Below are 25,006 nucleotides of genomic sequence, written 5' to 3'. Positions count from 1 at the left end.
GGCAGGGGTGGCGGTGTCGGGCCGCACCGGCGTTTCCAGGCCCGCGCCGCGTACAAGGAGGGCTTACGCGCAGGTGTTGGTTCAGCAAGAGGAACAGATCACCCGTCTGCGGCGCGTGTTCCACGCGTGCGAAGAGCAGCAGCGCGGACACGTCGCGCTGGTCACCGGTGCCGTGGGCAGCGGCAAGACCAGTCTGCTGGAGTCGTTCGGCGAGTGGACGGCCGGCTCCCGCGGGCAGGTGATGAGCGCGACCGGCTCGCGGGCGGAGCGCGGTCTCCACCTGGGAGTCGTCGGGCAGCTGTTCCACAGTGCACGACTCGCCCCGGAGGCCGCCGCCCACGTCGGGAAGCTGCTGCGCGACGCCACCTCCGCGGTGCCGTTGCCCGAAGTCGGCGGCGAGGCGTCCGACGTAGACCGGGCCTGGGCACCCCTGCTGCACGGCCTCTTCACCACCCTGATCGACCTGACGGCCAACGGGCCCCTGGTCCTCCTCGTCGACGACGTGCACCACGCGGACCCGGCCTCGCTGCACTGCCTGCTCTACGTGACCCGGCGGCTGCGCCACGCCCGGATCATGGTCGTGTTCGCGGAGGCGTCGACGCTGCGCCCGCCGCACCAGCTGTTCCGCGCCGAGCTGCTCAGCCAGCCGCACTTCTCCCGGATCGGCCTGCCACCACTGACCGTCGACGCCGTCGCCCGGCTGGTCGAGGGCGCCGTCGACGACGCCGACACCCGCAGGACCGCGGAACACTACGTACGGATGACCGGAGGCAATCCACTGCTCACCCGGGCGCTGCTCGACGAACGGGCCGGTGGCGGGGGCAGCGACCACGACCTTCCGTCCGTCGGTGACGCGTTCGACCAGGCCGTCCTCGGGTGTCTCTACCGCCACGAGCCCGGGGTACGCCGGGTGGCCCAGGCGCTCGCCGTGCTCGACCGGCCCGCGTCGGCCGAACTGCTCGGCCACCTCCTCGACGTGATGCCCGCGACCACGGTCCCGGCGGTGCGGGTGTTGCGTACCTCGGGTCTGATGGAGTCCGACCAGCTACGCCACTCGCGTATCCTGCACTCGATCCTCGCTGACATGTCGGCCGACGAGCGGCGCGCCCTGCACCAGCGGGCCGCCGAGGTGCTGCACGACCGCGGCGCCGAGGCGAGCGTGGTAGCCGAGCACCTCGTGGCCGCCGGTGCGACGGTGGCCGGCTGGCGGGTGCCGGTGCTCCAGGACGCCGCCGGTCACGCGCTCTCGTCCGGCCGGCCCGACGTCGCGGCGGCCTGCCTGCGGCTGCTCGCGCTCGCGCCGGTGGACGAGCGGCAACGCACCGCCACCACCGAGATGCTGGTGAATGCCCGCTGGCAGCTCAACCCGTTGACGGTGAACGGGCAGCTGACGGAGCTGGTGCAGACGGCGCGCGCCGCCGGCTGGTCCACCGATGCGAGCCTCTCCGCCGTGCCGTACCTGCTCTGGCAGGGCCGCGTCGACGAGGCTGCCGAGGCCGTCAGCGGCTTCTCGGCGGACGAGGAGCAGGCTCCGGCCACCCCGCCCGGCCGCCTGCGGATCATGCAGCTTCTGGTCTCCCTCTCCCACCCGGACCACCTGGCGAGCGTACGGCAGACGCCGGCCACCTGGAGCCGCGCGGCCGGCGCCCCGACCACCGTCAGCCCGCTCCTGCAGGCGGTCACGGTGCTCGGCACCGCGCTGACGCCGACCGCCGACAACGACACGGCGCCGACCGCCGAGCAGATCCTGCAGCGCCACCACACGGACGACGGCGCCCTCGGCCTGCTGACCGCGCCCCTGCTGGCGCTGCTCTGGGCCGGCCGGTCGGACCGGGCCGTGGTCTGGGGCGACGTGCTGCTCGACCGGCCGGTGGTTCAGCACGCGCCGGGCTGGCGGGCGGTGATCCGGGCGATCCGGGCGGAGGCGGCCCTGCGCGTCGGCGATCTGCCCGGTGCCGAGCACCACGCCCGCGCGGCCCTGGAGGACATGCCAGCCCCCGCCTGGGGAGTGGCGATCGCCGGACCGCTGTCCACCCTGATCGCGTCCGCGACGGAGTCGGGCCGGTTCGCCGAGGCCGACCGGTGGCTGGCCCACCCGACCCCGCCCGGCATCTTCCGCACCCCATTGGGCCTGCACTACCTGGCCGCACGCGGCCGGCACCACCTGGCCGTACGCCGGCCGCACGCCGCCACCACCGACCTGCGGCGCTGCGGCGAGCTGATGCGCACGTGGGGGATCGACGCGGCCGGACTGGTGCCGTGGCGGCTGGAGCTGGCCCGGGTGCAGCTCAGCGTCGGCAACAAGACGCAGGCCATGCAGCTCCTGCAGGAGCAACTGCGGGTGCCGCACGGGGTCGACGACCGGACCCGGGGCCGTACGCTGCGCCTGCTCGCCACCACCGCCGCCCAGGACCACCGGCGCAAGCTGCTCTCCGAGGCGGTCAGCCTGCTCCAGTCCAGCGGCGACCGGTTGGAGCTCGTCCGCGCCCTCGGCGACACCGGTCAGACGCTACAGCGCGCCGGAGACTCCGCCCGCGCCCGGCTGCTCGTCCGCCGCGCCTACCAGCTCGCGCAGGACTGCGGGGCGTCGGTGCTGGCTCAGCGGCTGATCCGCCGGGAACCGGGCAGTGGACTGCCGGCGTACCCGGCCGCCGCCGAACTCCAGGAACCGGACGACGGGCTGAGCGACGCCGAGCGGCGCGTTGCCGCGCTGGCCGCACACGGCCACACCAACCGCCAGATCTCCAGCAAGCTCTTCATCACGGTGAGCACTGTCGAGCAGCACCTGACCCGGGTCTACCGCAAGCTCGACGTGAAGCGCCGGACCGACCTGCCGTCCCGGCTCGTCGTGTACGCCGAGACGCTGGCCGACGAGACACAGAGCGCCACGTCCTGACGGCTGTCGCAGGGGCGCGGTGACCACCGGCCCCCTGCGACACAGGGCGAAAGCGAGGGCCCGAACCGCAGGTGCGGTTCGGGCCCTCGGCGGACCGCGTCCCGGGCGGTCAGTCCATGGCGCGACGCATGAAGCCACGCATGCCGATCGCCGAGAACGCCACGAAGACCCCGGTGAGGACACACATGCACAGCCAGAGCGGCAGCGACTCGACCCCCGGCGGGCCGACGAGCGACCGGGTCGCCTCGCTGATGTAGGTCAGCGGGTTCAGCGAACAGATCACCTGGTACCAGCGCAGCGAGTCCAGGCCGAGCAGCGGGAACTGGGTGGCACCGGTGAACATGATCGGGGTCATCACCACGGTGAACATGATCTGGATGTGCTGCGTGGGCACCAGGGTGCCGAAGGCGAGACCGACCGCCGCGCCGACCAGCGCGCCGATCGCCAACACCCCGACCACCTTGAGCACCACCGCCCAGGGCCAGGTGACGCCGAGCATGAGCATGCCGACCGGGATCAGCACCACACCGGCGATCAGGCCACGGATGCCCCCGAAAACGATCTTCTCCAGCGCCACCAGCGGGGTCGCCATAGGCGCCAGGAGGCGGTCCTCGATCTCCCGGGTGAAGGAGAAGTCCATCATCATCGGCAGCGCGGTGTTCTCCAGGCCGATCAGGAAGGCGTTCAGCGCGATGACGCCGGGCAGCAGCACGTTGGAGAAGTCGTCGCTGGCGTAGCCCAGGTCGCTGAGCACCTTGCCGAAGATCAGCAGCATGAACAGCGGCTGGATGAAGACCTGGAGCAGGAAGCCGACCAGCTCCCGGCCGGTGACGAACAGGTCCCGCGAGAGCACCGCGCGGAAGGTGGCGAGCTGGTCCAGCGCGCGCACCGGCGGCGGCGCCGCGGGCGGTGACGGCGCGGACGGGGGGGCGGGGGCGGTGACGCTCACCGAAGTTCCCTTCCGGTCAGGTGGATGAAGACATCTTCCAGACTGGGCTGGCCGATGTTGAGGTCACGAACCTCGCAACCCAGGTCGGCGAGGATCTTCATCGCCATCGGGATGGCGTTGGCCGGCTGACCGCTGGTGTAGACCCGGAAGGACAGGGGGGCGTCCGAGTCGGCGGGCGCGTCCGGGACCGGGGCGGGCGTCGGCATCGCCGGCATGCCGGGAAACGCCGGCGCGGCGACGGGCACCTTGGCGGTCATCTTGAAGTGTTCCACCCGCTCCACGTCGGGGATCGCATCGAGCGCGGCCCGCACCTCCTCGGCGGAGGCGCCGGGGGTCACCACGAGGGTCAGGGTGCTGCTGCCCGGCAGCGTACGGGTCAGCGCGGACGGCGTGTCCATGGTGAGCAGCTTGCCGTGGTCGACGATGCCGACCCGGTCGCAGAGCTTCTCCGCCTCGTCCATGTCGTGTGTGGTGACCACCACTGTCACGCCGTCCCGTTTCAGCTCGGCGATCCGGTCGTGCACGAAGAGCCGGGACTGCGGGTCGAGGCCCGCCGACGGCTCGTCGAGGAAGAGCACCCGGGGCGAGTGCATCAGCGCGCGGGCGATCATCGTCCGCTGGGCGAGGCCGCCTGACAGGAAGTCGGTGCGGTGGTTCGCGAAGTCCTTGAGCCCCATCTGGTCCAGCAACTCGTCGGCCCGCCGGATGCGCTGCGCCCGGGGCACCCGGTGGTAGGCCGCGTGGAACAGCAGGTTCTGCCGGACGGTCAGCGCCCGGTCCAGGTTCACCCGCTGCGGTACGACCGCCAGCAACTGCCGGGCGGCGGCGGGCGAGCCGATCACGTCCGCGCCGCACACCCGGGCCCGGCCCGAGGTGGCCCGCACCCGTGTGGTCAGCACCCCGATCGTCGTCGTCTTGCCCGCACCGTTCGGCCCGAGCAGGCCGAAGACCTCACCGGCGGCGACGGAGAAACTCAGCCCGTCCACCGCCGGTGGCATGTTGGGCTGGTACCGCTTGACCAGCTCCGTGACCACCACTGCTTCGTCCACGTCGTCATGCTCCGTCCTGGAACGTCGGTCCGATAGATGTATGTGCGCCGATAGGGGGCGCTAGGGGCACGCCAGGGGCGGAACCGGTCACAGGCCCCGCGCGGCCAGCCAGCGCTGGACCGTGCCGGCGAGTTCCGGCCCCCGGTCGGCGACCATGCTGAAGTGGTCGCCAGCCGCGTCAACAGCCTCGTGCGGGTAGGGCCAGCGCGACCGCCAGCCGTCCGGTTCGCCGTCCCACTCCCCCAGCGGCTCGGTGGCCCGCACCAGCAGGGTCGCCGCCGCCATCTCGGTCGGCTGCCAGTCCAGGAACAGCGGCAGGTAGCCCGCCCACGCCGTCGTCCGCCAGTCGTCCATCGGCGTGTACGCGGTGTCCCGGTCGATCATCCCGTCGAGAAGCTGCGGCACCCACCCGCCGAGCACCTCGCTGTCGGCCGGGTAGGTGTCCATGAGCACCACCGCGTCCGGCGGGCGGCCCTGGCGTTCCAGCTCCCCGGCGAGCAGGTTGGCCACCATCGCACCACCGGAGTGACCGGCCACCACGAACGGGCCGGCACCGACGGTACGCAGCACCGTGTCGGCGTGCACCCGCAGCAGCGCGTCGAGGTCGGCGGGAAGCTCCTCGCCCACGCCGAACCCGGGGTTGGGCAGGGCCCACACGTCACGTACGCCCCGGAAGCCGGCGGCCAGCCGGGCGTACTCGTGCGCGCCGGAGAGCAGCGACATCGTGCAGCAGCACACCAACTGCGCCCGGGCGCCGCCCTCGGCCAGCCGGAGGATACCGGCCGGGCGGGTGAGCTGCGCCGGCTCGCGGAAGCGGGGGCGGAACTGGGCGAGTTTGACCAGCAGTTCGGCATACCCGGCCGGGTCCTCGCGCGCCTTCGGCTGGTTGAACAACCCGCCGAGCAGTCCGCCGCCGGCACTCTCCCCGGCAGGTCCACCGGCGTCGTCCGCGCCGAGGAGCTGGCCGAGCAGGTGAACGGCCAGCGCCGTAGGGGTGGGGTGGTCGAAGAGCAGGGTCGCCGACAGCTCCACCGCGGTCTCCTGGCGCAGCGCGTCGCGCAGTTCCAGTGCGGTCAGCGAGTCGAAGCCGAGTTCCAGGAAGTCCCGGTCGGCCTCGACCGCGTTGGGCGAGGCGTGCCCGAGGACGGTGGCCACCCGCGCCCGGACCAGGTCCAGCAGGATCCGGTGCCGGTCGCCGGCCGGAACGCCGGCCAGCCGCTCGCGCAGCGCGCGGGCGGGATCGGTCGCGGCGTCGCCGGCCCCCGGCTCCGCGCCGGCCGTCGCCTCGGGCACGCCGCGCAGTAGCGCGCTGGGCCGTACGGCGGTGAAGGCCGGCACGAACGCGGGCCAGTCGAGGTCGGCCACGGCCAGTTGGTCGTCGCCGCGGACCAGAGCCTGCCCCAGCGCGGACAGGGCCACGTCGGCGGACAGCGGCCGGACCCCCCGGCGGCGCAACTGCGCCGCGTCGGTGATCTCGTCCGCCCAGGGCACCCACGCGACGACGGTGGCCGGGCGGCCGGCGGCACGCCAGCCCGCGGCCAGCGCCGCCAGCCCGGCGCCCACGGCGGCGGCGACCGCCGCTCCCCCGCTGCCCCAGACGGCGGCCGTCGAGGCGAAGACGACGAACTCGTCGACCGGCAGGCCGGCGCAGGCCCGGCCGAGCAGTTCCACGGCGGCGGTACGGGCGGCCACGGCGTCGGCCAGCTCGTGCGGGTCCAGCACCGCCACCGGGTCGCCGGCCCCGTCGGAGTCGGCGACGTGCAGGACGCAGCGGATCTCGCTGCCGGTGGCGGCCAGCCGGTCCAGCACCTCGGGCAGCCCGTCCAGGTCGCCGACGGCGGTGACTGTGACGTCCGGGCCGGGCGGGTCGGCATCCGCCACCGGCCCCACGAGGACGAGGTGCGACGCGCCGCGCTCGGCGAGCCAGCGCAGCAGGTGCGGGGTACGCACCTGCGCGGACCCGTGCACCAGGACCGCGCCGCGGGGCCGCCAGTCCGTATCGGTGGCGCCGGCCGGGGCCCGGCGGCGCCGCCGGGCGTACACCCCGCCGGCGCGTACCGCCACCTGGTCCTCGTCGCCGCCGGACGCGACGACCCGGGCGAGCGCGGCGAGCGCGACGTCGTCCGGCTCCGCCGGCAGGTCGACCAGCCCGCCCCACACGCGCGGCTGCTCCAGCGCCAGCACCCGGCCCAGGCCCCAGAGGTACGCCCCGGCCACGCCGGGAGCGGCGTCGTGCGCGTCGACGGCCACCGCGCCCCGGGTCACGGTCCACATCGGCGTACCGTTCCCCGCAGCGGCGAGGGCCCGCACCAGCGCGGCCGTCCCGGCGAGCGCGCCGGTTCCCGCGCCGGCCGCCGGGTCCTCCGCCGCCAGCAGCGAGACCACGACCGACCAGCTGCCGTCGGCGAGCGAGGCCCGGGCGACGGCGTCCAGGTCGTCTCCGACCGTGACCAGCGTCGGCTCCAGGCCCTCGGCGCGCAGCACGGTGAGCACCGCGGTGGCGTCGGTGCCGGCCCCGGCCACCAGCAGGCATCGGCCGGTCGGCGTGGTACGGGCCGGGGACAGGTCGACGCGTTCCCAGTCGGCGCGGTAGCGCAGCCCGTCCAGCTCCGATCCGCGACGCCGCCGGTCCCGGTAGGAGGCGAGGGCGGGCAGCACGTCGGCGAGCGCGTCCTGCCGGTCGGCGGGCAGGCCGAGCTCGGCGGCCAGCTCGGCCGGTCGTCCCTGCGCCACGGCCGCCCAGAACTCCTCGTCCTCTCCGGTCGCGGCGGGCGGGACGAGATCCACTGTGGGCGGGTCCGGCCAGAAACGCTCGCGGTGGAAGGCGTAGGTGGGCAGCTCGACGCGCGCGGCGTCGCTGCCGTCGAAGGGAGCCGCCCAGTCGACCCCGGCACCGCGCAGGTCGACCGCGGCCAGCGCGCCGAGCAGCGTGGTCGCCTCCGGCTGGTCCCGGCGGGCGAGCGGCACGAAGGCCGCCGGTTCCATGTCGGGCAGGCACTCCCGGGCCAGCACGGTCAGGGCGCTGTCGGGGCCGAGTTCCACGAAGGTTCCGACGCCGCCGGCGGCGAGGGTGGCGACGCCCGCGTGGAAACGGACGGTGTCCCGGACGTGGTCGACCCAGTAGCCCGGGTCCGTGGCCTGGGCGGCGGTGAGCGGCTCGCCGGTGCGGTCGGAGACGATCGGAAGGTTCGGCGGGTGCCACGCGACCTTCTCCGCGACGATCCGGAAGTCGGCCAGCATGGCGTCCATCCGGGCGGAGTGGAAGGCGTGGCTGACCCGCAGCCGACGGGACCGCCGGTCCTCGGCGGACAGCCGCCGCCCCGCCGCGAGCACGGCCTCCTCGTCGCCGGAGAGCACCACCGACCGGGGGCCGTTCACGGCGGCCAGGGACACCCGCTCGTCGAGCAGCGGGACCACCTCCGCCTCGGACGCCTGCACCGCCAGCATCGCCCCGCCGGGCGGCAACTGCTGCATGAGCCGGGCCCGGGCGGCCACCAGGGTCGCCGCGTCGGCCAGCGACAGCACCCCGGCGACGTGTGCCGCGGCCAGCTCGCCGACCGAGTGGCCGAGCAGGAACTGCGGGCGTAGCCCCCAGGCGGTGACCAGCCGGTATGCGGCGACCTCGTAGGCGAACAGCGCCGGCTGGGTGAACTCGGTACGGTCCAGCAGATCCGCGCCGGGCGAGTCGGCCTCGGCGAAGACCACCTCCCGCAGCGGCCGGCTCAAGTGCCGGTTCAGCTCCCCGGCCACCTCGTCGAAGGCGGCGGCGAAGACCGGGAACCGGCGGCACAGCTCGGCGCCCATGCCGAGGCGCTGGGCACCCTGCCCGGTGAAGAGGAACGCGACCTTGCCGGCCGGGCGGGCCACGCCTCGCACCACGCCGGGGGTGTCGCGCTCCTCGGCGACCGCGTGCAGGCCGGCCCGCAGCGCGTCGCGGTCCCCGCCGATCACCGCTGCCCGGTACGGCAGGGCCGCCCGGGTGGTGACCAGCGAGTACGCCACGTCGGCGGGGGTCAGGTCGGGGTGATCGGCCAGATGCGCCAGCAGCCGCCGCGCCTGCCCGGCCAGGGCCGGTGCGGAGCGGGCCGAGACGATCCACGGTACCGGCGGGGCGGGCGTACCGGCCGGCCGGACGTCGTCGGTGTCCGGGGCGGCGGCCTGCTCGATGACGACGTGTGCGTTGGTGCCGCTGATGCCGAACGCGGAGACCGCGGCCCGGCGTGGCTGCCCGGTCTCCGGCCATGGCTGCGGGCCGGTCAGCAGGGACACCGCCCCGGCCGACCAGTCGACGTGCGGGGTGGGCTCGTCCACGTGCAGCGTGGGCGGCAGCACCCCGTGCCGCATCGCCAGCACCATCTTCATCACCCCGGCCACACCCGCCGCCGCCTGCGTGTGCCCGATGTTCGACTTCACCGAGCCGAGCCACAACGGCCGCTCCGCGGACCGACCCTGCCCATACGTGGCGATCAGGGCCTGCGCCTCGATCGGGTCACCCAACGTGGTGCCCGTACCGTGCGCCTCGACGACATCCACCTGGTCGGCACCCAGCCCCGCGTTCGCCAGAGCCTGCCGGATCACCCGGCGCTGCGACGGGCCGTTCGGAGCGGTCAGCCCGCTGCTCGCACCGTCCTGGTTGACGGCGCTGCCGCGCAGCACGGCGAGGACCGGGTGGCCGTTGCGGCGGGCGTCGGAGAGCCGCTCGACGAGCAGCATGCCGGCCCCCTCAGACCAGCCGGTGCCGTCGGCGGCGGCGGCGAACGACTTGCACCGGCCGTCGGTGGACAGGCCCCGCTGCCGGGAGAACTCCACGAAGACGGTCGGGGTGGCCATCACCGACACCCCGCCGACCAGCGCCATCGTGCATTCGCCCAGCCGCAGCGCCTGGCAGGCGAGATGCAGCGCGACCAGCGACGAGCTGCACGCGGTGTCCACGGTGACCGCCGGCCCCTCCAGCCCGAGAGCGTAGGAGATCCGGCCGCTCGCCACGGCTGCGGCGCTGCCGGTGCCGAGGTAGCCCTCGACGCCGTCGGTGATCCCGGTGAGCAGGGCCGCGTAGTCACCCTGGCTGCTGGTGGCCGCGTAGACACCGGTGGGCGCGCCGCGCAGCCGGGTGGGGTCGATGCCGGCCCGCTCGAACGCCTCCCAGGCGGTCTCCAGCAGCAGCCGCTGCTGCGGGTCCATGGCGAGGGCCTCGCGGGGACTGATGCCGAAGAACGCCGGGTCGAAGTCCCCGGCGGAGTAGAGGAACCCGCCCTCACGCACGTACGACGTGCCCCGGCTGTCGGGGTCGGGGTCCGGGTCGTAGAGCGCGCCCAGGTTCCAGCCCCGGTCGTCCGGGAACGCCGACATCGCGTCGCCGCCGGCGGCCACCAGGTCCCACAGTTGCTCGGGTGACCCGACACCGCCGGGGAACCGGCAGCTCATGCCGATGATCGCCACCGGTTCGCTGAGCGCGGCGGTGAGCTGCTGGTTCTGCTGCTTGAGCTTCTGGTTGTCGAGCAGGGACGCACGCAGCGCGCCGACGACCTCGTCCAGGGAAACATTCATCGGGCGCTCCTCAGGGCCGGCCGGGTCACGAGTCGGAGCCTTCCAGGGCCATCCGGACCAGGCCGGCGACGTCGAGTTCGCGGATCTGGGTCTCGGGTGCGGACGGCGTGACCGGGGCAGCGGACGCCACGGCCGGCGTGCCGGCACTCGTACGGGCCAGCTGGAGCAGCTGGGCGAGCAGGCCCGCCTGCCGCAGCTCGTCGAGCGGGATCGCGGCGAGGGCCCGGCGCACGGACTCCTCGTCGCCGCCGTCGCCGTCGTCCCCCGCAGCGCCCGCGAAGAGCTGCTCGTACAGGTGGCCGGCCAGGCCGTCCGGGGTGGGGTAGTCGAAGACGACGGTGGTGGGCAGGTCGTGCCCGGTCGCCGCGGTGAGCAGGTTGCGCAGTTCCACCGCCGTGAGCGAGTCGAAGCCGAGGTCCAGGAAGCCCCGGTCGGTCTCGATCGCGTCGGCGGAGGGGTGGCCGAGCACCTTCGCCGCGTCGACCCGCTCCATCTCCAGCAGTGCGGCCCGCCGCTCGTCGTCCGGCAGCGCCCGCAGCCCGGCGAGCAGGTCACGGGCGCCGGGCGCGACCGCCTCCGGCGCCTCGGCGGGGGCGGCGGCCAGCCCGCGTACGGCCGGCAGGTCGGCCAGCAGCGGACTGGGCCGCAGCGAGGTGAACAGCGGCTGGAAGGTGGCCCAGTCGACGTCGGCGACGGTGACGCAGCTGTCGCCGACCGCCAGGGCGTGCCGCAGCCCGGCCATCGCCACGCCGGGCGGCATCATCTGGAGGCCGCGGCGGCGCAGTTGCTCCGCCGCACCCTCGGTGTACATGCCCGACTCGGTCCACGGTCCCCAGGCGATGGAGGTGGCCGCCCGGCCCTGGCCGCGTCGCCGCTCGGCGAGCGCGTCCAGGTAGGCGTTACCGGCCGCGTACGCGCCCTGTCCGCCGCTGCCCCACACCGCCGCGATGGACGAGAAGAGCACGAACGCGTCCAGTTCGGCGTCGCCGAGCAGCTCGTCGAGGTGTTCGGCGCCGCAGACCTTCGGGGCGATGACGTACGCCAGGTCCTCCAGGGTGGTGTCGGCCAGCGGCACCACCTCGCTGACCCCCGCGGCGTGCACCACCGCGCGCAGCGGCGGCCCCTCCCGCCGGAGATCGGCCAGGAGGTCGGTCACGGCGGCGCGGTCGGCGGCGTCGCAGCGGACCACCCGGCAGTCCACGCCGAGCCCGGCCAGCTCGGAGATCAGCTCGGCGGCGCCCGGGGTGCCGGTCCCCCGCCGGCTGGTCAGCACCACCCGTTGCGCGCCCTCGGCGGCCACCCAGCGGGCCACGTGCCCACCGAGCGCACCGGCGCCGCCGGTGATCAGCACCGTGCCCCGGGGCTGCCACGGCGTGAGCTCCCCGTCGGTGGTGGTGGCCGGTACGAGCCGCCGCACCAGCACCCCGGACTCGCGGACGGCGAGCTGGTCCTCCACGCCGCCGCCGGTGAGGATGCCGCCGAGACGCATCGCCGTCCACGGCTCCAGGTCAGTGGGCAGGTCGACCAGCCCGGCCCAGCGGGCGGGCTGCTCCAGCGCGGCCACCCGGCCCAGGCCCCACAGCATCGCCTGCCGCGGGTTGGCCGGGGCGTCGCCGTCGCCGAGGCCGACGGCGCCCTGGGTGACGCACCAGAGCCGGACCGAGGCGTCGTGGTCGACGAGCTGCTGGAGCAGGTGCACGGTCGCGGCGAGACCGCGCGGCAGCGCCGGGTGCTCGGCGTGCGGGGCGTCGTCCAGGCCGAGGAAGGACAGGATCGACAGCGGCCCGTCGCCCGCGCCGAGCGCCTCGGTGAGCACGTCGGCGAACCCGCCGCACAGCTCCTCGGAGTCGGCGGCGGTGTCCACGGGCACGATGCTCACCTCGGCACCCAGGGCCCAGGTGCAGGAGTGCAGGTCGGGGTCGTCGGCCCGGTCGGCGGGCAGCAGCACCAGCCACCGGCCGGGGTCCTGCTCCTGCGAGGTCTCCGCGATGGGCTCCCAGACCGCCCGGTAGCGGGTGCCGTCGACCAGGGCCTGCTCCCGGCCGCGCCGGCGCCACGCCGACAGGGCGGGCAGCACGGTGCCGAACGGCTGGTCGCGGTGCACGTCGAGGTCGCGGGCCAGCGACTCCAGGTCCTCGGCCTCGACCGCGGCCCAGAAGCGGCGCTCGACCTCGGTGGCCTCGTCGGCGGCCACGAGGGCGGCCCACGGCGGCGGCTCCGGCCAGTAGCGCTGCCGGTCGAACGCGTAGGTGGGCAGCTCGACCCGCTGGGCGCCGGTACCGGCGTAGACGGCGGACCAGTCCGGGGAGACGCCGTGGGTGTGCAGCGCGGCGAGCGCGCGCAGCAGGGTGCTCGGCTCGGCGCGGTCCCGGCGCAGGGCGGGCACCACCAGCGGGGCCCGGCCGCCGGCCGGGGCATCGGCCAGGACGGCCTGGGCGAGGGCGGTGAGCACCCCGTCCGGGCCGATCTCGACGTAGCCGGTGACGTTGCGCTCGCGCAGTGCCACGACGGCGTCGGCGAAGCGTACCGCCTCGCGGGCGTGGCGCACCCAGTAGCCGGGCGCGCCGATCTCCGCCGCGTCGACCGGCGCGCCGGTGACGGTGGAGACCATCGGGATGCTCGGAGCCGCGTACCGTAGCCGTCCGGCGACGGCGGCGAGGTCGTCGAGCACCGGATCCATCAGCGGACTGTGGAACGCGTGGCTGACCGCCAGGCGCCGGACCCGGACACCCCGGGCGGCCCACTGGGCGGCCAGTTCCTCGACGGCGTCGCCGGCCCCGGAGACCACGACCGCGGCGGGGCCGTTGACGGCCGCGACGGAGACCCGGTCGGCCCGCTCACCGAGCGTGGCGGTCACCTCGGCCTCGGTGGCGGCGACGGCGAGCATCGCCCCCCCGGCCGGCAGCGCCTGCATCAGCCGGCCCCGGGCGGCGACCAGCTCGGCGGCGTCGGCCAGGGAGAGCACACCGGCGGCGTGGGCGGCCGCGATCTCGCCGATCGAGTGCCCGGCGACGGCGTCGGGGCGGACCCCCCACGCCTCGAACAGCCGGAACAGCGCCACCTCCACGGCGAACAGCGCCGGCTGGGTGAATTCGGTGCGGTCCAGCGCCTCGGCCTCATGCGTGCCGGGCTCGGCGAAGAGCAGTGGCCTGAGCGGGCGGGGCAGGTGCGCGTCGAGGGCGGCGCAGGCCTCGTCCAGGGCGGCGGCGAAGACGGGGAACGCCTCGGCCAGCTCGCGACCCATCCCGGCCCGCTGGGCGCCCTGCCCCGAGAACAGGTACGCCACCTTCGGCCGGGGCACCGCCACGCCGGTGACCACCAGCGGCGCGTCCTCGCCGGCGCCGAGGGCGCGCAGCCCGGCGCCCAGCGCGATCCGGTCGGTGGCCAGCACGACGGCCCGGTGTTCCAGGGCGGCCCGGGCGACGGCCGACGACCAGCCGACGTCGACCGTACGTGGCGCCTCCAGCCCGGTGAGCTGCTCGGACCAGCGCTGCGCCTGGGCGGCGAGCGCGAGCCCCGAACGGCCCGACAGCAGCACCGGCACCACCGGCAGCCGCGCCGGGTCACCGGTCGGCTGCTCGGCTTCGACCGGCTCCGGGGCCTGCTCCAGGATGGTGTGCGCGTTGGTGCCGCTGATGCCGAACGAGGAGACGGCGGCGCGGCGCGGGTGGTCGGTGACCGGCCAGGGGCGGCCCTCGCGGAGCAGTTCGACCGCACCGACGCTCCAGTCCACCTGGTCGGTCGGCTCGTCCACGTGCAGGGTCTGCGGCAGGTAGCCGTGCCGCAGCGCCAGCACCATCTTGATGATCCCGGCGACACCGGCGGCGGCCTGGGTGTGACCGATGTTCGACTTGATCGAGCCGAGCCAGAGCGGCTGCTCGGCGGGCCGCTCCCGGCCGTACGTGGCGAGCAGGGCCTGCGCCTCGATCGGGTCGCCGAGCTTCGTGCCGGTGCCGTGCGCCTCGACGGCGTCCACGTCGGCCGGGGCGAGGCCGGCGTTGGCGAGCGCCTGCCGGATCACCCGCTGCTGCGACGGCCCGTTCGGGGCGGTGAGGCCGTTGGAAGCGCCGTCCTGGTTGACGGCGCTGCCCCGGATGACCGCGAGCACCGGGTGACCGTTGCGGCGGGCGTCGGAGAGCCGCTCGACGAGCAGCAGGCCGAGGCCCTCGCCCCAGCCGGTGCCGTCGGCGGCGGAGGCGAACGCCTTGACCCGGCTGTCCGGGGCGAGGCCCCGCTGCCGGCTGAAGCCGACGAACACCCCGGGGGTGGACATGACGGTGACGCCGCCGACCAGGGCGAGTGAGCACTCCGAGCGGCGCAGCGCCTGGCAGGCCCAGTGCAGCGCGACCAGCGACGACGAGCAGGCGGTGTCGACCGAGACGGCGGGGCCCTCCAGCCCGAGGGTGTACGACACCCGGCCCGACAGGACGCTGCCGGCGTTGCCGGTCATCAGGTGCCCCTCGGCGCCCTCGGCGCTGAACATCAGGTTGCGGTAGTCCTGGTAGTTGGTGCCGACGAATACGCCGGTGGCGCTGCCGCGCAGCGTGTGCGGGTCGATCCCGGCCCGCTCGACCGCCTCCCAGGACGCCTCCAGCAGCAGCCGCTGCTGCGGGTCCATGGCGAGGGCCTCGCGGGGGCTGATGCCGAAGAAGCCGGCGTCGAAGTCGGTGGCGCCGGTGACGAAGCCGCCCTCACGGGCGTAGCTGGTGCCCTCCTTCTCCGGATCGGAGTCGAAGAGCCGGTCCAGGTCCCAGCCCCGGTCGGTGGGGAACTCCCCGATGGCGTCGCCGCCGGCGGCGAGGAGCTGCCACAGTTGCTCCGGGGTGTCCGCCCCACCGGGCAGGCGGCAGCTCATCGCCACGATGGCGATCGGGTCGTCGTCCTCGGCCGCGGCGGCCGGGGCGGGGGTGGTCGCGTCGGGGACGATCCCGGTGAGCAGTTCGCCGAGGTGCGCGGCGAGCACCGTCGGGTTCGGATAGTCGAAGGCGAGCGTCGCGGGCAGCCGCAGGTCGGTGGCGGCGGCCAGGAAGTTGCGCATGTCGACTGCCGTCAGCGAATCCAGGCCGAGGTCGCGGAAGGGCTGGGTGGCCGGGATGTCGTCGGCGGCGCCGTAGCCGAGGGCCGTCGCCGCGCACTGCCGCACCAGCTCCAGCAGTGTCGCGGTGCGCTCCCCCGGCGCGAGCGCGGCGAGCCGCCGGGCGAGGGCCGACGGTACGCCCGTCTCCTCCTCGGCGGCCTCCTGCTGCCCGGCCGGCTGCGTCGCCTCCTGGGCCTCGGCGAGGTCGCCGATCAGCGGGCTGGGCCGCACCAGGGTGAACGCGGGGGCGAAACGGGCCCAGTCGATGTCGGCGACGACTGTGGTGGGCTCGTCGCGGCGCAGCGCCCGGGCGAGGGCCTCGACGGCCAGTTCCGGGTCCATGCCGATCATGCCGCCCCGGCGCAGCCGTTCCTGGGCGCGTTCGTTCTCGGCGGGCAGGCCGACCCCGCGCCAGGCGCCCCAGGCCACCGAGAGGGCCGGCAGTCCCTCGGCCCGGCGCCGCTCGGCGAGGGCGTCGAGGAAGGCGTTGGCCGCCCCGTACGCGCCCTGCCCGGCGTTGCCGGTGGTTCCGGCCACCGAGGAGAAGAGCACGAAGGCGTCCAGGTCGAGGTCGCGGGTCAGCTCGTCCAGGTGCAGCGCGGCGACGCACTTCGACGCGGCGACGGTGTGCAGGCGCTGCGCGGTGACGGTGTCGACGATGCCGTCGTCGAGGACGGCGGCGGTGTGCAGCACGGCGCTCAGCGGGGCGTCGGCGGGGACGGCGGCGAGCAGGTCGGCCACCTGTGCCCGGTCGGCGACGTCGCAGCGGGCCACTGTGACCCGTACGCCGAGACCGGTCAGCTCCGCCTCCAGCTCGGCGGCGCCCGGGGCGTCCGGGCCGCGCCGGCTGGCCAGCAGGACGTGCGCGGCGCCGGAGCGGCCCGCCCAGCGGGCCAGATGCCCGCCCAGTCCGCCGGTGCCACCGGTGATCAGCACGGTGCCGCGCATCCGCCGGGTGTCGTCCGCGTCGCCGGACTCGACCGGCTCGGGTTCGGTGATCCGGGTGAGGCGGCGGACGAAGACGCCGGAGGCGCGGACGGCGAGCTGGTCCTCGCCCCGGCCGGACTGCTCCGCGCCGTCGTCGCCGAAGGCGTCTTCGCCACCGCTGGCGCCGAGCGCCGCGCAGAGCAGCGCGCCGGCCTGCGCGTCGAGCACGTCGGGCAGGTCGAGCAGGCCGCCCCAGCGGGCGGGGTGTTCCAGGGCGACGGCGCGGCCGAGCCCCCAGACGGAGGCGGCGGCGGGGCGCGGCGCCGGGTCGTCGGCGCAGGCCACGACGGCTCCCCGGGTGGCGCACCACAGCGGCGCCTCGACGCCGAGCAGCCCGAGCGCCTGCACCAGCAGGGCGGTGCCCGAGACGGCCAGCGAGGTGGCCGGGTGCTCCGGGTGCGCCCGCTCGTCCAGACCCAGCAGCGAGAGCACGGCGACGGGTCCGTCCGGGCCGGTGAGCGCGGCGCTCAGCCGCTCGGCCAGCGCCGCCGGGTCGTGTGTGACGTCCAGCTCCACCGGGACGACGTCCGCGCCGAAGTTGCCGAGGGCCGACAGCACGTCGGTGACCAGCGGGTCGTCGCCCAGCGCCGCGGGCACCGGCACGAGCCAGGTGCCGGCGAGCCAGGTCAGCGGCAGGTCGGGCAGGGCCCGCCAGGTGACCCGGTAGCGCCAGCGGTCGATGTCCGGGGCGGCGTCGGCCGCGGTGAGGAAGAGCGGCGGCGCGGGCCAGTACCGGTGGTGGTCGAAGGCGTACGTGGGCAGGTCGACGGTGGCCGCGGCGGGCAGCACCCTCGTCAGGTCGACGGGCAGGCCGACGGCGTACGCGGTGGCGAGGTTGGTCAGCAGCCGGGTCGCGTCGTCGTCACCACGACGCAGACTGCCGATGGTGTGCCCGCTCGCGCCGGTGTCGTCGAGGATCGCGGTGACCGGCATCGTCAGCACCGGATGCGGGCTGATCTCGACGAACGTGGTGTGCCCGGCAGCCACAGCCGTCCGCACGGCCGCGTCGAAGAGCACAGTCTGCCGCAGGTTGTCGTACCAGTAGTCAGCGGTCATCACCGCCGGATCCACCCAGTCCCCGGTGAGAGTGGACACGAGCCGGGTGTGACCGGCCCGCGGACTGACACCGGCCAGGTCCGCCCGAAGCTGCTCGGCGACCTCCTGCACCGCGGGCGAATGCGACGCGTAGTCCACGGGGATCAGCCGGGCACGAACACCCTCGGCCCCGCACGCCTGGACAAGGCCGGCGACGTGCTCCGGCGGACCCGACACCACGACGGTGGACGGGCCGTTGACCGCCGCGACCCCGACACCCGGGAACGCGGGCAGCCGCTCGGCCACCGCCTCGGCCGACAGGTCCACCGACGCCATCGTCCCGGTACCCCGCAGCACCGCCAGCGCACGCGACCGCAACGCCACCGTCCGCGCCGCGTCCTCCAGGCTCAGAATGCCCGCCACGCACGCCGCGCCGATCTCACCCTGCGAGTGACCGATCACCGCGTCCGGGGCCACACCCGCCGCACGCCACACCGCTGCCAGAGCGACACCGACGGCCCACAGCACCGGCTGCACCACCTCGACCCGGTCCAGCCACGACTCGTCCTCGCCCGTGAGCACCGACACGAGATCCACATCGAGATACGGCGCCAACGCCCGCCGGCACTCCGCCAGACACTCGTCGAACACCGGCGTACGACCCACCAGCCCCGCCGCCATCCGCGCCGACTGCGCGCCCTGACCCGGAAACACGAAGACCGGACCCGCACCCGGACTCGACGCCACCCCCGTGACCACGTTCCCCGCCGGCTGACCGGCAGCGAAGGCATCCAGCCCGGCAAGCAACCCCTCGACGGACGACCCGACGACAACGACGCGATGATCGAACGCCGACCGGGTAGCCGCCAACGACCAGCCCACCTCCACCGGATCGATCCCACCCCGCTCACGCACGTGCCGCGCGAGCCGGGCAACCTGACCGGCCAACGCCGTCCCCGACCGCGCCGACACCGGCCAGGCCACCACATCCGAAGCGACCAACCCCGCCCCACGCCCACCCGCACCCGACTCGACCGGCTCAGCCGACTGCTCGATGATCACGTGAGCGTTGGTGCCGGAGATGCCGAACGAGGAGACGGCGCCCCGGCGTACCCGGCCCGTCTCGGGCCACGGGCGTGCCTCCGTCACCAGTTCGACCGCGCCGGCGCGCCAGTCGACGTGCGGCGACGGCGCGTCGACGTGCAGCGTCGCCGGCACGAGGCCGTGCCGGATGGCGAGCACCAGCTTGATCACGCCGGCCACGCCCGCGGCGGCCTGGGCATGGCCGATGTTCGACTTCACCGAGCCGAGCAGCAGTGGCGGTGCCTCGTCACGGTCCTGCCCGTACGTGGCGATGAGCGCCTGCGCCTCGATCGGGTCGCCCAGCCTGGTGCCGGTGCCGTGCGCCTCCACCACGTCGACGTCGGCGGTGGAGAGCCGGGCGGAGGTGAGGGCCTGGCTGATGACCCGCTGCTGGGCCGGCCCGTTGGGCGCGGTCAGCCCGTTCGACGCGCCGTCCTGGTTGACGGCGGTGCCGCGGACCACAGCCAGGACGCGGTGGCCGTTGCGGCGGGCGTCCGACAGCCGCTCGACCAGCAGCCAGCCGACCCCCTCGGAGAACCCGGCACCGTCGGCGGCGGCGGCGAACGACCGGCAGCGCCCGTCGGTGGAGAGTGCGCGCTGCCGGCTGGATCCGATGTAGAGGCCCGGGGTGGCCATCACGGTCACCCCGCCGGCCAGCGCCAGGTCGCACTCCCCCGCCCGCAGCGCCTGCACGGCGAGGTGCAGCGCCACCAGCGACGACGAGCAGGCCGTGTCGATGGATACGGCCGGTCCTTCGAGCCCGAGGGCGTACGACACCCGGCCCGACGCGACGGCCGCCGCGCCCCCGGTCATCGAGTGCCCTTCGTCGCCGTCGGGCGACATCATCAGCAGGGTGCCGTAGTCCTGCCCGTTGGTGCCGACGAACACCCCGGTCCGGCTGCCGCGCAGCGAGGCGGGGTCGATGCCGGCGGCCTCGACCGCCTCCCAGGAGGTCTCCAGCAGCAGCCGCTGCTGGGGGTCCATGGTCAGCGCCTCGCGCGGCGAGATGCCGAAGAAGGCGGAGTCGAAGTCGCCGGCCCCGTCGACGAACCCGCCCTCCCGGGCGTACGAGGTGCCCGGGTGGTCGGGGTCGGGGTGGTAGAGGCGCTCCAGGTCCCAGCCCCGGTCGTCGGGGAAGGGCGCGACGGCGTCCCGGCCGTCCCGCAACAGCTCCCACAGGTCGTCGGGGTTGCGCACCCCGCCCGGCAACCGGCAGCTCATCGCCACGATCGCCACCGGCTCCAGTTCCTGGGACTGGGCCTCGCTGAGTCGGCGGCGGGTGTCGTGGAGATCAGCCATGACCCGCTTGAGGTAGTCGCGGAGCTTGTCTTCGTTGGCCATCGGAGTGCCGCTTCCTCGAAAGAGACGGGAGAGAGCTGGAGCTGGGTCAGGAGATGCCGAGGTCCTTGTCCACCATCGCGAACAGTTCGTCGTCGGTGGCGGCGCCGGCGTGCCGGCCGATGTCGGCGCCACCGCTGTCCTGGCCGAGCCGGGAGAGCATCGCCTGCAGGCGTACGGTGGCCCGCACCCGGGCCGCCTCGTCCCGGGCGACCACGTCGAGGCCCTCGGCGATCCGGTCCAGATCGTCGAGGAGCGCGTTCGGGGTGACCACGTCGTCGTGGGCGACCTCGGCGTAGAGGTACTCCGCCAAGGTCGTCGGGGTCGGGTAGTCGAAGACCAGGGTGACCGGGAGGGCCACGGCGGTGGCCGCGCCGAGCCGGTTACGCAGCTCGACGGCGGTGACGGAGTCGAAGCCCAGCTCCCGGAACGCCCGATGCTCGTCCACGGAGTCGGCGGACGGGTAGTTGAGCACGGCGGCGACCTGGCCACGGACCAGGTCGAGCAGCACGGCGAACCGCTCGGCGGCGGGCAGCCCGGCGAGCCGCTCCCGCAACGACTCCGGGCCGTCGCCGACCTCCACGCTGTCCATCGCCTCGGCGGCGGCGAGCCGCCGCACGTCCGGCAGGTCGCTGATCAGCGGACCGGGCCGGGTGGCGGTGAACGCGACGGAGAACCGTTCCCAGGCGATGTCGGCGATGGTGAGGAACGCCTCGCCGTGGTCCACGGCCTGGTGCAGCGCGGTGATCGCCGCCTCCGGGGTCATCTCGGGTACGCCGTGGCGGTGCAGCAGCTCGCCGAGCGGCCCGTCGGCCATGCCGCCGCCGGCCCACGCCCCCCAGGCGACGGAGGTGGCGGTGAGGCCGAGGCCCCGGCGGTGCTGGGCGAGCGCGTCGAGGAACGCGTTGCTCGGGGCGTAGTTGCCGACGCCGGAGGCGGCCACGCTGCCGGCGAAGGACGAGAACATGACGAACGCGGACAGCTCGTGGTCGAGGGTCAGCTCGTGCAGGTTGTACGCGACGTCGACCTTGGCCCGCAGCACCCGTTCGATCTGCTCGGGCCGGATGTCGTTGATCATGGCGTCGTCGAGGACCGCGGAGGCGTGCACGACCGCGGTGAGCGGGTACTCGGCGGGGATCGCCTCGATCAGCTCGGCCAGGGCGTCGCGGTCGGAGGCGTCGCACTCGACCACTGTGGCCTGGGCGCCCAGCGCGGTGAGGTCGTCGACGAGCTGCTGCGCGCCGGGCGCGGCCATGCCCCGCCGGCTGACGACGACGATGTTCTCCACACCGCTGCGGGCCAGCCAGCGGGCGGCGTGCCCACCGAGCGCGCCGGTGCCGCCGGTGACGAGCCCCGTGCCGTACGGCTGCCACGGGTTGGCGGGCTGACTGTCGCCGAGCGGGACGCGGGTGAGCCGGCGGGCGAGCAGGCCGCTCGGGCGTACCGCGATCTGGTCCTCGTCCCCGGCGGTGGTGAGGGCCGCGACCAGCAGGTCGGCACAGCGGTCCTCCACGGCCTCGGGCAGGTCCACGAGGCCGCCCCAGCGCTGCGGGTGCTCCAGCGCGGCGACCCGGCCGAAGCCCCAGACCAGCGACTGCGCCGGGGCGCGCAGCAGGTCGGCCATGCCTACCGACGCGGCGCCGGAGGTGACGCTCCACATCGGCGCGCGCAGGCCGATGTCGCCGAGGGCCTGGAAGAGCGCGACGGTGGCGGCGAAGCCGCCGGGCACGGAGGGGTACAGCGGGTGGGCCAGCTGGTCGAAGGCGAGCAGCGAGACCACGCCGGCGACGTCGGCGGTGGCGTCGCCGCCCGGTCCGGCGGCGAGCGCCTCCTGCAGCAGCTTGCCGAACTGGTCGCGGTCGACGTCGGGCGTGGAGACGGCCACCGGCACGAGCGTCGCGCCGGCCGCCGCGATCGCCTCGACGCAGGCGTCCTGCCAGGGCTCGATGATGTCGCCGGTCGGCATGACCACGACCCAGGTGCCGTCCATGCCCCGGTTGGCGACGCCGGTCAGGGGCTTCCAGGTGTCCTGGTAGCGCCAACTGTCGATGTCGGCCTGCCGGCGCCGCTGCCGGCGCCAGGAGGTGAGCATCGGCAGGGCCGGCAGCAGCGCGTCGAGAACCTCGTGTGCCGGGGTCTCCTCGGTGGCGATGGTCTCGGCGAGCGCCGTGACGTCCCCGCTCTCGACGGCGGCCCAGAAGCCCGCGTCGCCCGGGTCGCCGCTCATGCCCGACAGCAGGGTCTCCAGGTCGGGCCCGCCGCTGCCGTCGAGCCAGAACCGCTGGTGGTCGAAGGCGTACGTGGGCAGCGGCGCGACCTCGGTCTCGGCGAGGACGTCCGCCAGGTCGACGGGCAGGCCGACGGCGTACGCGGTGGCGAGGTTGGTCAGCAGCCGGGTCGCGTCGTCGTCGCCCCGGCGCAGGCTGCCGATGGTGTGCCCGCTCGCGCCGGTGTCGTCGAGGATCGCGGTGACCGGCATCGTCAGCACCGGGTGCGGGCTGATCTCGACGAACGTGGTGTGCCCGGCGGCGACCGCCGTACGGACCGCGGCGTCGAACTGCACGGTCTGCCGCAGGTTGTCGTACCAGTGCTCCGCGCCCATGGTGAGCGGGTCGGCCCACTCGCCCGTGAGGGTGGAGACCAGCCGGGTGTGGCCGGCCCGCGGGGTGACGCCGGCCAGGTCCGCGCGGAGCTGCTCGGCCACCTGCCGCACGGCCTCGGAGTGCGACGCGTAGTCCACGGGGATCAGCCGGGCGCGGACGCCCTGCGCCTGGCACGCCTGCACGAGGTCGGCCACGGGCTGCGGCGGGCCGGACACCACGACGGTGGACGGCCCGTTGACGGCCGCGACTCCGACGCCCGGGAACTCCCCCAGGCGCTCGGTGACCGCGTCGGCGGACAGGTCGATCGACGCCATCGTCCCGGTCCCCCGCAGCACCGTCAGCGCCCGCGACCGCAACGCCACTGCCTTCGCGGCGTCCTCCAGGCTCAGGATCCCGGCGACACAGGCCGCGCCGATCTCGCCCTGGGAGTGACCGATCACCGCGTCCGGGACGACGCCCGCCGCGCGCCACACGGCCGCCAGGGCGATGCCGACGGCCCACAGCACCGGCTGCACGACCTCGACCCGCTCCAGCCACGACTCGTCGTCACCGGTCAACACCGCGACGAGGTCCACGTCGAGGTACGGCGCCAGGGCCCGCTGGCACTCGGCCAGCTTCGCGTCGAACACCGGCGTACGACCGACGAGCCCGGCCGCCATCCGCGCCGACTGCGCCCCCTGACCCGGGAACACGAAGACGGGACCTGCGCCGGCGCTGGTGACCGTACCGGTGACGAGGTTCCCCGCCGGCTGGCCGGCGGCGAGGGCGTCCAGCCCGGCCAGCAGCTCGTCGGCGGTCGACCCGACGACGGCGGCACGGTGGTCGAACGTCGAGCGGGTGGTGGCCAGCGACCAGCCGACCGCCGCCGGATCGATCTCGCCGCGCCTGCGCAGGAAGTCCGCGAGCCGGGCCGCCTGCGCGCCCAGGGCGGTCCTCGACCGGGCCGACACCGGCCAGAGGCTCACGTCCGAGGCGACCAGGCCCGGCCGGCGCGCGGGCTCGACGGCGCCGGTCCCGTCCGCCTGCCCGCCGTCGACGGTCGCCGCCTCGGCGACGCGCGGGCGGTACTCCTCCAGGATGACGTGGGCGTTGGTGCCGCTGACCCCGAAGGAGGAGACGCCGCCGCGGCGGGGGCGGTCCAGTTCCGGCCACGGCTTGGACTCGGTGAGCAGGGAGACCGCCCCGGCCGTCCAGTCCACGTGCGGGGACGGCTCGTCGATGTGCAGGGTCTCCGGCATGACGCCGTTACGCAGCGCCATCACCATCTTGACCAGCCCGGCGACGCCGGCGGCGCTCTGGGTGTGGCCGATGTTCGACTTCACCGAGCCCAGCCACAGCGGACGGTCGGCCGGGCGGTCCTGCCCGTACGTGGCGATGAGCGCCTGCGCCTCGATCGGGTCGCCGAGGGTGGTGCCGGTGCCGTGCGCCTCGACCATGTCGACGTCGGCGGAGCCGAGCCGGGCGTTGGCGAGGGCCTGGCGGATGACCCGCTGCTGAGAGGGGCCGTTGGGGGCGGTGAGCCCGTTGGAGGCGCCGTCCTGGTTGAGGGCGCTGCCCCGGATCACGGCGAGGACCGGGTGGCCGTTGCGTTCGGCGTCGGCCAGCCGCTCCACGACGAGCACGCCGCCGCCCTCGCCCCAGCCGGTGCCGTCCGCGCCGGCCGCGAAGGCCCGGCACCGGCCGTCGACGGACATGCCGCGCTGCCGGGAGAAGACGACGAACACGCCGGGGGTGACCATGACGGTGACGCCACCGGCGATGGCCAGGTCGCACTCGCCGCGGCGCAGGGCGTTCACGGCGAGGTGCAGGGCCACCAGCGAGGAGGAGCAGGCGGTGTCCACGGTGACGGCCGGGCCGTTGAGGCCGAGGGTGAACGAGATCCGGCCGGACGCCACGCTCGTGGTGTTGCCGGTGCCGATGTACATGTCGACGCCCTCGGGCACGTTCGGCAGACCCATGCCGTAGTTCGAGGTGCTCAGCCCGACGAAGACACCGGTGGAGCTGCCGCGCAGCGACAGCGGGTCGATGCCGGCCCGCTCGACTGCCTCCCAGGACGTCTCCAGCAGCAGCCGCTGCTGTGGGTCCATGGCGAGGGCCTCACGCGGCGAGATCCCGAACAGGGACGGGTCGAAGTCACCGGCGCCGTCGAGGAACCCGCCGATGCGGGTGTAGCTCTTGCCCGGCTTGTTCGGGTCGGGGTCATAGAGCGCCTCCAGGTCCCAGCCCCGGTCGTCCGGGAACTCGGTGAGCGCGTCCCGGCCGTCGGCGACAAGCTCCCACAGGTCCTCCGGCGACCGCACGCCACCCGGGAAGCGGCAGCTCATCGAGACGATGGCCAGCGGCTCCTGGTCGCGGGCCTCGACGGTCTGCAGCTTGCGCTTGGTGTCGTGCAGGTCGGCTGTCACCCGCTTCAGGAAGTACCGCAGCTTGTCGTCGCTCATC

Annotated in this window: 4 protein-coding genes and 2 pseudogenes; 1 reads left to right on the top strand and 5 read right to left on the bottom strand. The window is 74.9% G+C overall.

Translation table 11 applies throughout. The features are described 5' to 3' along the window. Positions 1-73: 73 nt before the first annotated feature. A complete protein-coding gene (locus BAW75_RS33175; RefSeq protein WP_104112192.1) occupies positions 74-2,896 on the top strand; it encodes a helix-turn-helix transcriptional regulator in 2,823 nt (940 codons plus the stop codon). 109 nt (positions 2,897-3,005) lie between these two features. Here the strand turns inward: BAW75_RS33175 and BAW75_RS00060 are convergent, their stop codons facing one another. From BAW75_RS00060 to BAW75_RS00040, 5 genes and pseudogenes are all read right to left on the bottom strand, one after another. Then, on the bottom strand, positions 3,006-3,845 hold the full coding sequence (locus BAW75_RS00060) for an ABC transporter permease (protein ID WP_030498870.1): 840 nt from the start codon (positions 3,843-3,845) through the stop codon (positions 3,006-3,008). Next, positions 3,842-4,894: an ABC transporter ATP-binding protein gene (locus tag BAW75_RS00055; RefSeq protein ID WP_104112191.1), complete on the bottom strand. Its 1,053-nt coding sequence runs from the start codon at positions 4,892-4,894 to the stop codon at positions 3,842-3,844. Before BAW75_RS00055 ends, BAW75_RS00060 begins: the two co-directional genes overlap by 4 nt. Before the next feature lie 87 nt (positions 4,895-4,981). Next, positions 4,982-10,441 (bottom strand): annotated as a pseudogene (locus tag BAW75_RS00050) (type I polyketide synthase); the annotation flags it as partial. Positions 10,442-10,466: 25 nt separating this feature from the next. Continuing rightward, positions 10,467-19,964 (bottom strand): type I polyketide synthase, encoded by a 9,498-nt coding sequence (locus BAW75_RS00045; RefSeq protein WP_104112189.1) that lies wholly within the window; start codon positions 19,962-19,964, stop codon positions 10,467-10,469. 46 nt (positions 19,965-20,010) lie between these two features. Continuing rightward, positions 20,011-25,002: pseudogene (locus BAW75_RS00040) on the bottom strand (type I polyketide synthase); the annotation flags it as partial. Between the last annotated feature and the right edge of the window lie 4 nt (positions 25,003-25,006).

Origin of the sequence: Micromonospora chalcea, assembly GCF_002926165.1 — a bacterium.
Lineage (GTDB): Bacteria > Actinomycetota > Actinomycetes > Mycobacteriales > Micromonosporaceae > Micromonospora > Micromonospora chalcea.
The sequence above is the reverse complement of the archived record's forward strand: the minus strand, read 5'-3'. Positions and strand labels throughout refer to the sequence as shown.